This window comes from Methanomethylovorans sp. PtaU1.Bin093 (genome assembly GCF_002067275.1).
In the GTDB taxonomy this organism is placed as follows: Archaea; Halobacteriota; Methanosarcinia; order Methanosarcinales; family Methanosarcinaceae; genus Methanomethylovorans.
The window spans coordinates 1-10338 of the sequence record NZ_MVQX01000047.1 but is presented as its reverse complement, the minus strand read 5'-3'; the positions used below and the strand labels follow the sequence as shown (position 1 = coordinate 10338).

At 43.7% G+C, this 10338-nt stretch carries 14 protein-coding genes; 9 read left to right on the top strand and 5 right to left on the bottom strand.

The window, feature by feature from the left end:
• Nucleotides 1-420, top strand: a 420-nt coding sequence (locus A4E24_RS04995) for a 4Fe-4S binding protein (RefSeq protein WP_292352184.1), incomplete at its 5' end; no start/stop codon positions are given.
• 91 nt (nucleotides 421-511) lie between these two features.
• The gene (locus tag A4E24_RS04990; protein WP_292352183.1) at nucleotides 512-1228 is read left to right on the top strand and encodes an RNA ligase partner protein; all 717 of its coding nucleotides are present in this window, start codon (nucleotides 512-514) and stop codon (nucleotides 1226-1228) included.
• Between the two features lie 23 nt (nucleotides 1229-1251).
• On the opposite strand, the gene A4E24_RS04985 is transcribed toward A4E24_RS04990, so the two are convergent.
• The 3 genes from A4E24_RS04985 to A4E24_RS04975 form a co-directional block, all read right to left on the bottom strand.
• Nucleotides 1252-2100: a geranylgeranylglycerol-phosphate geranylgeranyltransferase gene (locus A4E24_RS04985; RefSeq protein WP_292352185.1), complete on the bottom strand. Its 849-nt coding sequence runs from the start codon at nucleotides 2098-2100 to the stop codon at nucleotides 1252-1254.
• Nucleotides 2101-2110: 10 nt separating this feature from the next.
• Nucleotides 2111-3031 (bottom strand): quinolinate synthase NadA, encoded by a 921-nt coding sequence (gene nadA / locus A4E24_RS04980; protein WP_292352182.1) that lies wholly within the window; start codon nucleotides 3029-3031, stop codon nucleotides 2111-2113.
• Between the two features lie 108 nt (nucleotides 3032-3139).
• On the bottom strand, nucleotides 3140-3955 hold the full coding sequence (locus A4E24_RS04975; protein WP_292352181.1) for an aspartate dehydrogenase: 816 nt from the start codon (nucleotides 3953-3955) through the stop codon (nucleotides 3140-3142).
• A gap of 138 nt (nucleotides 3956-4093) precedes the next feature.
• Between A4E24_RS04975 and A4E24_RS04970 the strand changes: the two genes are divergently transcribed.
• Both A4E24_RS04970 and A4E24_RS04965 read left to right on the top strand, forming a co-directional pair.
• Nucleotides 4094-4351, top strand: a complete 258-nt coding sequence (locus A4E24_RS04970; RefSeq protein ID WP_292352180.1) for a hypothetical protein — start codon at nucleotides 4094-4096, stop codon at nucleotides 4349-4351.
• 362 nt (nucleotides 4352-4713) lie between these two features.
• Complete coding sequence (locus A4E24_RS04965) at nucleotides 4714-6684, top strand: hydantoinase/oxoprolinase family protein (protein WP_292352179.1); 1971 nt, start codon at nucleotides 4714-4716, stop codon at nucleotides 6682-6684.
• A gap of 38 nt (nucleotides 6685-6722) precedes the next feature.
• Here A4E24_RS04965 and A4E24_RS04960 read toward each other — a convergent pair whose 3' ends face one another.
• Nucleotides 6723-7058: a helix-turn-helix transcriptional regulator gene (locus tag A4E24_RS04960; protein ID WP_292352178.1), complete on the bottom strand. Its 336-nt coding sequence runs from the start codon at nucleotides 7056-7058 to the stop codon at nucleotides 6723-6725.
• 58 nt (nucleotides 7059-7116) lie between these two features.
• The gene (locus A4E24_RS04955) at nucleotides 7117-7428 is read right to left on the bottom strand and encodes a DUF6951 family protein (RefSeq protein ID WP_292352177.1); all 312 of its coding nucleotides are present in this window, start codon (nucleotides 7426-7428) and stop codon (nucleotides 7117-7119) included.
• Between the two features lie 127 nt (nucleotides 7429-7555).
• Here A4E24_RS04955 and A4E24_RS04950 point away from each other — a divergent pair, with 127 nt between their 5' ends.
• From A4E24_RS04950 to A4E24_RS04930, 5 genes are all read left to right on the top strand, one after another.
• Nucleotides 7556-8596, top strand: coding sequence for a permease (locus A4E24_RS04950; protein ID WP_292352176.1), 1041 nt, complete (start codon nucleotides 7556-7558; stop codon nucleotides 8594-8596).
• 17 nt (nucleotides 8597-8613) lie between these two features.
• Entirely contained in the window at nucleotides 8614-9303 is a 690-nt protein-coding gene (locus tag A4E24_RS04945; protein WP_292352175.1) for a metallophosphoesterase, read from the top strand.
• 59 nt (nucleotides 9304-9362) lie between these two features.
• The gene (locus tag A4E24_RS04940; protein WP_292352174.1) at nucleotides 9363-9599 is read left to right on the top strand and encodes a thioredoxin family protein; all 237 of its coding nucleotides are present in this window, start codon (nucleotides 9363-9365) and stop codon (nucleotides 9597-9599) included.
• A 33-nt stretch (nucleotides 9600-9632) separates the two neighbouring features.
• Entirely contained in the window at nucleotides 9633-10013 is a 381-nt protein-coding gene (locus A4E24_RS04935) for a putative zinc-binding protein (RefSeq protein WP_292352173.1), read from the top strand.
• Between the two features lie 33 nt (nucleotides 10014-10046).
• Nucleotides 10047-10338: carboxymuconolactone decarboxylase family protein (locus A4E24_RS04930; protein ID WP_292352172.1), on the top strand; the 292-nt coding region annotated here is incomplete at its 3' end.

The window sequence follows — 10338 nt, the reverse complement described above, 5'->3', positions numbered from 1 at the left end:
AACGATTTTGGCATCATGGGAACTGTGCAGCCGAAGTTTGTTGAGGAAAATTGCGTTACATGTGGCCAGTGCAAAAAAGTCTGCAAAGTAGATGCTATAGATATCACTGATGGTGTGCTGACCATTGATCCTGATAAATGTATAATGTGCGGGGAGTGCATCAGGGTCTGCAAAAAGGATGCCATGCAGACTGCAAATGAGGGTTTTACTATCTATGTGGGAGGAAAGGTCGGCAGAAAACCACGCATGGGGATCAGGGTCCTTAAAACGGTAAGTGAGCCTGTAATGTTCGAAGTGCTTGAAAGGACAGTTGCTTATTACCGGGATAACGCCCTTGAAGGTGAACGGATCATTGATGTGATAGACAGATGCGGTATCGATCACTTTGAGGAAGCACTACAATATTCGCTGGAAAAATGAACATTTCAGAGTGTCATTCTCCACAAATCCTTTGATCCCAGCATACCCCTTAATATAACAGCAGGTTCCAATTTAATGTTCAGGGAGTTCCATGTTAAGACAACGTTTTGTTCTGGATACCACGGCCCTCACTGACCTGCAGGCAAGGGGAGCGATGGGAATAGACAGCCTGTGTGAAGGCATGAAGAGTATGCTGGAGCTTATAGCAAGTGCAAGGCTTAAGCTTGGTATTAGTTGCTATGTGCCCTTTCCGTCTGTGTACAATGAGTTGCATGAATTCGCCAAAAACAATGCATGTGAGGCGGATGTAATAGCCAAGATCGATACATGGCTTGTGAAAAAAGCTCCTGACAGGTATAATGTAATGATCAATTCCCGTATCTTCCATGAATATGTGTCCTATATGCGGGAGCGCATCAACAAAGGCATGGTAGTTGCAGAAGAGGCCATCTGGGAAGGCTCCACTAAATGTCTTTTTCTCTCCACTAAGGCCGAAAATGCACAGCAAATAGAGCATGAAATAGAAAAAGGTGTCATTGGGCCAATAATCGGAAAGTTCAGGAACAAGTACCGCTCAGCTTTGAGGTATGGCATTCTTGACAGCGCCCCTGATATCGATGTGCTCATACTTGCCAAGGAACTGGATGCAGCGGTGGTGGCAAGCGATTTTGGCATACAGAAATGGGCGGAAGAACTGGGAGTGCGCTTCGTGCCTGCCCACACATTTCCCATGATATTGCAGGAATACCTGGCCCATGCAGGAAATGTCAATCATCAGATAAAGGATATTTTTCAGGAAAATCCTTAGTGCTCTCGTCAAAAACAGGGAATTCATGTACCAACCAGGAACGCTATCAGAGCTGCGAACATAGCCATCTTGAAGAGTTTTGATGACTTAGCCGGATCCTTTTCTTTCAGTATGGCGGCAACTGCCAGGAAGAATAGTATGTCGGCCACAAAGACCACTGCAAGATAGCGTATGCTCAACAGGGATTGCAGATATGGCAGCGGGCTTGCCAGCACGGCCACAAAACCAATTCCAGAGGCCATATATGACGCTTTTTCAGCTCCGATACTGATAGCCAGGGTGCTTGCTCCATCCTGTTTGTCCCCTTCCATATCTTCAATGTCCTTGACTATTTCCCTGGCAATGGTTGCAAGAGTCGCAAGCAGGAACAGTACAAATACTGCTTCGATACCATCATTGGTGTAAAATACCGCTCCTCCGAAAAGGAAAGTAGAACCAGTAAGATAACCTATACTTAGATTACCAATAAGTACTGTGCGTTTCAGGGTTGCTGCGTAATAGACAAGCAGGAGGGAGTTGAAGAGGGCAATGATCCCACATATCACATTAATAAAAAAGGCTATGATCGTCCCCACTGTAAAAAGTGAAACTGAGAAATACAGAGCCTTCGACTTGCTGATCCTGCCTGAAGGGATCGGTCTTTCCGGTTTGTTGATCCGATCTATTTCAACATCGTAATAATCGTTTATGACATTCCCGGCTCCAGTTACCAGAAAAACGACTGATCCCACATATATGATCTCATTTAATGGGAAAGGTATTGAGCCAGCACTGCCACTAATTATGTTGTATGCAATGAGCACTCCAATGGCTGCGGAAAAAGCTGCCATGAGGCAGTTCCCATATCTGATCAACTGCAAATATGCACGCATTTGAAGCCTGTTATCTTTTCCTCTTGATCGCAAGCATTCTGTCCAGTGACTGCTTTGCCTTGATCCTTATATCCTCTGGCACCGTGATCACATACTTCATATTTTCCAGTGAATCCGCTACTGCCTTGATGTCTATCATCTTCATATCAGGGCACATTGTATAGGGCGATACTTCGTAGAACTTCTTGTGTGGATTCTCTTTCTTAAGTCTGTGCAGAAGACCGCTCTCGGTAGCTATTATAAACTCGTTGCTTCCGGATGTCCTGATATAATTGACCATGCCAGTGGTGCTGAATATCCTGTCTGACATATCGAGCACCTCGCGTCTGCATTCGGGATGTGCCAGCACTTCAGCCATAGGATGCAGGTTCTTAGCTCTCTGCACATCTATTGGAAGTATCTGATTATGGGTAGGACAATACCCTACCCAAGGTATGATCTGTTTGTCCGTGTTCCTTGCTACATAGTCTGCCAGGTTCTTGTCCGGTACGAAGATGATCTTCCTCTGTTCAAGGGACTTCACAACTTCGATAGCATTAGCGGAAGTACAGCAGATATCGCACTCTGCTTTGATCTCAGCTGTCGTGTTCACATAGCATATCACAGCAGCATCAGGATGCTGTTGTTTAAGGCTGCGCAGGGAATCAACCCTGGCCATATCGGCCATAGGACACCTTGCATCTATTTCTGGAAGCAGCACGATCTTATCAGGACTGAGCACTGCAGCGCTCTCTGCCATAAAATGCACGCCGCAGAAAACGATGACATCTGCATCAAGCTCTACTGCTTTCTGGCTGAGCTCCAGGGAATCGCCCAGGAAATCAGCAATATCCTGGATCTCTCCACGCTCATAGTTGTGGGCAAGGATAACAGCATTACGCTCTTTTTTTAGTTCAGCTATCTTTTTTTTCAGTTCCATTGTATCAGGCATACGATCACCGCACTGAGGTGTTGATTTGATTTATATCTTATCGAAGGAATTGATCAGGATCCACTGATCTTAAGATACATTTTGCAGTTTTTATTTACCACTTTTTCTTCAAGTACCCACCTGTAGCGGATCGGTGATCCTTTTCAGCGTTGCGATGGCAGAAAGGGACGCAAGAAAACTGCTCTTTGGATTAGTGGGAGAAGGCACGTTCTCGACCTTTGAGGTCAGTTTCCCAAAGCTGCCTTCAACCGTGATCTCATGGATGTTACGGCATAGTGCCGGATTTGCCACGATCCTTACCTTTGTCTTTTCAAAGCCAATGCCTGCCAGGCTGAGTGTAGCAGCAACATTCACATTTGCCGGAAATCCTTTTACAGCTTCACTTGCAGTTCCTTCAAAGATAACTGTCCTGCTTTTGATCTCTTCCAGATCTATATTGTTCTGTATCACAAAGGGAGCACCAGCCAGACCTGCAGGAGGTTTCTGTGTGGTCAATGTTACGGAATATATCTGTTCAGAAGCCGCAGATTTAAGTCCGTCAAGACCTGCGATGGCACCAGATGGCAAATATATCTTGCAGTCCATTTCTTTTGCAATACTATAAATGGTCTTGAACAGCTTTTCATCTGCAAAAGCCCCTACGCTCATGATCATTACATCGCATCCGGCATGCAGGGCCGCCGGTACTACTTCATAGACCGCTCCCTGAGAGGCACATTCAACCAGCAGGTCTATATGTTTGACCATTTCTTCAATTTCCATCACAGCAGGCCGAAGATTGACCAGTGAGGTCAGAAGCCTCTCTATGTTTTCAGCGTTCCTGTCATAGATAGCATAAACTTCAGTTTCTATCAAGCCATCATCGATCGCTTTACAGATGCCAGTGCCTATTGTCCCGCATCCGACTATTCCTATCTTCAGCATTATTGATTCCTTCAGGATAGTTATTTAACTCACACTGGGTAGTTTCTTTCAGTATGGTTCTTAATGCATGCACATAATACTTTTATGTATATTAGTTGTAATTTCCTATAGCTGCTTTGCATTGCTAAAGGGTCCACTTTGGACGATACGTTGAAAGTTGGAACGAACAGTTCGTTCATGTTTCTATGGAAAGACACCGTTTCTCCTTTTAAGATGTTCTTTGAAGTCAACGAGTCACACGCAAGGGCCGAAGACCTATTGAATGAAGCCAGAAACGATAGGAAGAGCGATGCTTCTCCTGTAGGGTACATGTATGTCAGAAGATTGTTCAAGTATAAAAAATACTTGCTAAACAGGACTGTAAGAAAACAGGCAAACCTCTTTCCCCATGTGTAGTACACACATATTTTTCTGTTACTTTTGGCTTCTCTGAGCAAGGCAGTTCAATATGTGATCCAGGCAATCTCCGAAACACTTTATAGGAAGTTCATATTGAAGACTTCCGCCTTCAATCCACAACCATGTCAAATTCATGTGTTTAGTCTCCAAGCTTCTCTCCTGAGTTGTCTTCCCACATTTGCTTTCAACTCACTTATCTTGCCTTTATGTGTGGATAAATTCAACCGAGTATTTTTAATATCTTTGAAATACTACTTCTGATAGGTAAGTATTTAATTAACGCTGTTTACTTAAAAAATTTGTCTGAACTGTCTGTGAAGAAGTGCTTTGGTCAACTCTCATTTAAAAAGGTGATAAGAATGCATTATGGTTTAGGTATTGATGCCGGGGGGACATATACTGACGCTGTTATTTTAAGGGGGTCAGATGGAGCGATTGTTGATGCAAAAAAATCTTTTACCACTTACCCTGACATCCAGCAAGGAATTAAAAACGTACTGGATTCACTGGATCAGCAGTATCTAAAAAATGTCAATCTTGTATCAGTATCTACGACCCTTTCCACAAATGCGCTTCTTGAAAACACCGGCAGGCCAGTAGGACTTATATTAGTAGGAGAGCAGGCAACAGACAAAGAATATCCTGCTGAAAGTGTCGTTTTTGTTTCAGGCGGCCATGATACTAACGGTGAAGAAGAGTATCCCTTAGACACTGAAGCTGTCAGAGAGTATGTAGAAGCATCCAGATCCTGGGTTTCAGCCTATGCCGTGTCCGCTTACTTCGGTACCCGCAACCCTGATCATGAACTTGCTGTAAAGAGCATGATCCTTAGTATCACAGACCTACCTGTCGTGTGTGGGCACGAGCTTTCACAGGAACTGGGAGTTTATGAAAGAGCTGTGACTGCAGCCCTTAATGCCCAGTTGATCCCCATCACCTACCAATTTGTCAATGCCGTAGCTTCAGATATCAGGAAGAGAGGTATCAATGCAAGGCTCTTGATGCTCAAGTGTGATGGTTCGGTCTATAATATAGAGGATGCATTGGAGAAACCCATCGAAACGATATTTTCAGGGCCAGCTGCAAGCATCCTCGGCGCTTCCTACCTTGCAAAGGTAGACACATGTGCAGTTATTGATGTGGGAGGCACAAGTACAGATGTATCAGCGATTAAATCGGGTATTCCTCAGATAAGTTCCGAAGGTTGCATGGTGGGTGGCTGGAAAACACGGGTCAAAGCCATGACCATGGAAACCTCTGCTCTGGGAGGGGATAGTCATGTTTGGGTCAAAGATAAAAACGTGAATATCGGTCCCAGGAGAGTTATTCCTTTGTGTGTTGCAGCAACTCTTTTCCCTGATTTTCTTTATCGTCTGAAACATAATAAAATGGTCCTGCGTAAAGATACGAATGAAAACTATCAGCAAACCAAGTTCGTGGTCAGAACCGAGTATGAAGCTACTGGCCTGCGGGAAAAGGAAAAGGAGATACTCAGGTCAATTGGTGATGAACCCGTCTCCGTCCTCGAACTGACCGATATGACAGATGCCAGAGAAATAATGCTCGTTGATAAAGCGCTTGATTCGCTCATAAATAAAAGGCTCATCCAGTCTATAGCCTTTACACCTACTGATGTGCTCCATGTGCTTGGGGAATATGAGCAATGGAACAAAGAAGCATCGGAGACAGGAGCTGTTTATCTTTCCAAGTATGCGAACATGGGCAAATACGAGTTCTGCAGACATGTAAAAGACCTTTTTGCCATGAATATGGCCCATGATCTGATGTCCTTCCTCATACCCACTATTCCAAAAAATGCGATCGATGAGGTGCTGAGCAGGAACTATCCTGCAAGGTTCAAGACAGATATTCCCGTGGTATTGCTTGGAGGGCCGGTTTCTGCATATGTGGCTGAATTGAGATCCCTGATCGATGCGGATGTGCAGGTTCCGCAATTTGCCAGTGTGGGGAATGCTGTAGGAGCACTTGTCGGAAAAAGTGTAAAAAGGGTGGAAATAATGATAAAGCCCGCTTCTTTGATGAATCCCGACAGTGATTTCCTTGTATTTTCCTCCGAAGGCAGGGAGCGTTTTGAGAGGTATAGTGATGCTGTGGACTATGCCACGAAAATGGGGCACTCGCTAGTACTTAACTATGAGAAACGATGCGGTATAATAAAAGAAGACACGATCATAAATTTATCAAAACACACGACATCTCCTGATAACTGGCCTCATCCTCCTCTCGAGACGAGAATTACAGTAGTGGGAGTTGGAGACCCTATGATGGCTATCAGGGGCACATACGGTAACAATAATGGCAGTTCATAACAAATGTAAATGGTGACAGTGCCACATATAAGTCCCTGTTACACTTTTTTCAGAACATACTGTCTTCCTGACTCGGTAAGGCTGTATGTTATCCATGATCCTTCCCTGTCACCTTCGATCAAATTATTGTTAGTTAATAGCGAAAGGTGGTAAGAAAGCTTTGATGGCGAAGTCTTTGTTATCTTCTGGATGACACAGGCACAAAGTGGCTGTATCGAGAGAAGATTTAGGATCTTTAACCTGATGGGTGATGAAAGTGCAGCGTATATCAGGCTTTGCTCAATCATTCTATTTTCATCAGGCAGTTTTTCTATGATCTTATCTACTCCGCCGAGGACTTCTATTTCTTTTGATAACTGTTCCGGTATCCTCATCCACTTTCCTCGGATAAGAAATATGATCTGCTCATTTTATCTCAAAAAGATCAAGTTATTAAAAGGAGATGCTAATGTCCCCAGACTTTTTAGCTAATGATGGAGACAATAGTCCCATTTCCATTCTGCATACATGCAATACTCCGCAAGGCACAAGGCAGTTTGCTGAGCATTTAGCTTCCTGGGCTTTTGTCATAACGTAATTGTCCTTGATATCAAGCGTCTGGTCCATTGGTATTTCCATATGCGACATCTTTTTGATCTTCTCACAATCAGTTTCGATGTCTATGACTATATTTTTTCCAACTTTTTCTCCATGGACCTTATGTACAAAACCACATATGGTTGAATTTACAGTTACATCTGCCATATTAATCCCAATTTTCTGTTATTTTGATGATCACTCAAATCCATGTTAGTTCTCATATATATATGTATTTCAACAGTTTTTGAAACGACAAACTATAAATACGAAGCTTCAAATATATTTGAAATACATGACACAGGATTATCTTATACATCTGGTAAACGTCGGTCTGCAATCTGTGCAGGAATACCTGGCATTGCATGTGCTGCTCTGCCTGATACCTGCCTTTTTCCTGGCCGGTGCTATTGCATCGCTTTTTTCAAAGGAATCGGTGCTGAAATATTTTGGTGCAAGTACCCCTAAATATATCTCCTACTCAGTAGCAGCAGTATCCGGCTGTCTCCTTGCAGTATGCAGCTGTACTGTGCTGCCGTTGTTCGCAGGCATCTATAAAAGGGGAGCCGGCATAGGTCCGGCCACTACTTTTCTGTTCTCTGCACCTGCGATCAATATTCTGGCTATTGTTTATACTGCAAAGATCCTGGGTTATGATATCGGGGCTGCCAGGGCAGTGGGTGCAATTCTTCTATCTGTTATTATCGGATTGATAATGCATGCAGTATATGAAAAGAATAACGGTGGACACAATGGGATCAAGACCTTTAACTCAGAAGAGCACGCTCACACCGTTCAGCTTTTCCTGCTGTTGCTGGCAATACTTGTCATACCTGAAATTATCAAGTCCTGGATATATCTCGCTCTGGTGGAAATTCCCCTTATAGCTATAACTGTATACCTGTCCTTCAAGTGGTACTCTAAGGAGGAAAGAGAGAGCTGGATGCAGGAAACCTGGTTCCTTGTAAAGATGATCGCTCCTCTGTTGCTGGTAGGTGTATTCTTTGCAGGCATTCTGGTAGAGCTGCTTCCTTCCGAGATAGTGGTCAAATATGTGGGTGGTGGCAACCTGCTTTCGTACCTCATTGCTTCTGTAGCCGCTGCGCTAATGTATTTCTCCACGCTTACGGAAGTTCCTATCATCAGCGCTCTGACTTTGCTCGGCATGGCTAAAGGCCCTGCTCTTTCAATGCTCTTGGCAGGTCCTGCATTGAGCCTCCCCAGTATGATCGTTATCAACAGGATCATGGGCATTCAAAAAGGACTTTCATATATCGGACTGGTAGTCGTAATGGCAATGATCTCGGGAATTGCATTTGACTATTATATACTTTGATAATGGGGTATAGATCTATGAGATTACTGGTCATTTCTGATATACATGGGAACAAAGAAGCTCTTGATGCGGTGATGGCTGTACCCCACGATGAAGTGATCTGCCTGGGGGACCTCGTAGATTATGGTCCATCTCCAGGCGAGTGCATCGATATGCTGATGGAACAAAAGATACCTACGATTATGGGAAATCATGACAATGCTGTGGCTTTCAGGATGGATTGTGGCTGTGGCTATGCATATAAGCACCTTTCACAATCAACGAGAGAGTACACATGGGATGTCTTGAGTGATGCCCAGCTAGAGTTCCTTCGCAAGCTTCCGATGAATTTAAAAAGAGAGGAAAATGGGAAAAAGCTCTACTTCACTCATGGCAGTCCCTTGTCCTTCTATGATTACATCAAACCGGATACTCCGGAAGAGACGATTCAAGAGTATATAAAAGAACTTGAAGCTGATTTCTTATTCATCGGTCATTCCCATCTTCCTTTTGTCAGGACGGTAGGAGCATTGACACTTGTAAATCCGGGTTCAGTAGGTCAGCCCAGGGATGGAGATACTCGTGCAAGCTGTGCAGTATTTGATACGGACACATTGAAAGCTCAGATCATCAGAGTTGAATATTATATGGAGAATGTTTTCAGGAAAATAAGGGCGAACATGCCGAATGCAGACGAACTGATAGCAATACTGAAAAGAGGTTACTGAAATATAGTGCATAAATTTGTGTATATGTGTGTATATATAATGCTTAGAAAGGTGATAACATGAAGATAGAAATACTTGGTTCAGGTTGTGCGAAATGCAAGAAAACAAAAGAGATCGTTGAACAGGCGGTTGCTGAACTTGGCATCGTTGCCGAGGTGGTGAAAGTTGAGGATATGAACGCTGCACTTGACTATGGAGTAATGATCACCCCAGCCGTTGTGGTCGATGGTGATGTAAAGATAGCTGGCAAGGTCCCTACGGTTGAGAAAGTTAAGGAATGGCTTACAAAAAAGTAAATGAAGGGTTATGTCATGGCAGGAGAAATTAAAATGGCAGAAGGAGTAAAATGTGCATGTGAAGCTGCGATAGTCGGACTGTATGCATGCGCTGGTGGCTCTAACGTTGGACAGATGGCAAACAAAGTAGCTGTTGAGCTTACTAAACAGGGAAAAGGAAAGATCATGTGCACCGTCGGGATAGGAGGCGATGTCCCAGGTATCATAAAAAGCACCGAGGGAACCGATGAGATAATTGCCATCGACGGCTGCGCTCTTGTATGTGCAAAAAAAACACTTGAACTTGCAGGATTCACAGTCGATAAAAGCATAGTAATAACCGAACTTGGTATGAAAAAGGGCGGAAAGCTGGACCTGGAAGAAACTGAGTTAAATGAGATCATGGCCAAAGTAGAGAGTGCTTTAGGAATCTAAAATAGTATATGTATTAATAGTTAGGTGAATAACATGAGGATGCTGGAAGAGTTTTTCCCGGAATTTGCACAGAAGCTTGATGAGATCGATGAGATATACAGGGATAAAAGGACCATTGACGAGAAAACATATCAGTTCATATGTTTTGCTCTTTCCATAAAGGCCCGCTCAAAACCATGTGTGCTGAAACATTTCAAAGGCGCTCTTGAAGCAGGTGCAACTGTAAAAGAACTGACATATATCCTGGCTTTGACGATGCGTGAAGCTGCAGGTGCGGATGACTGCTGGACCCATGATGTCATAGGCGAATGGAAAGAGATCCTTA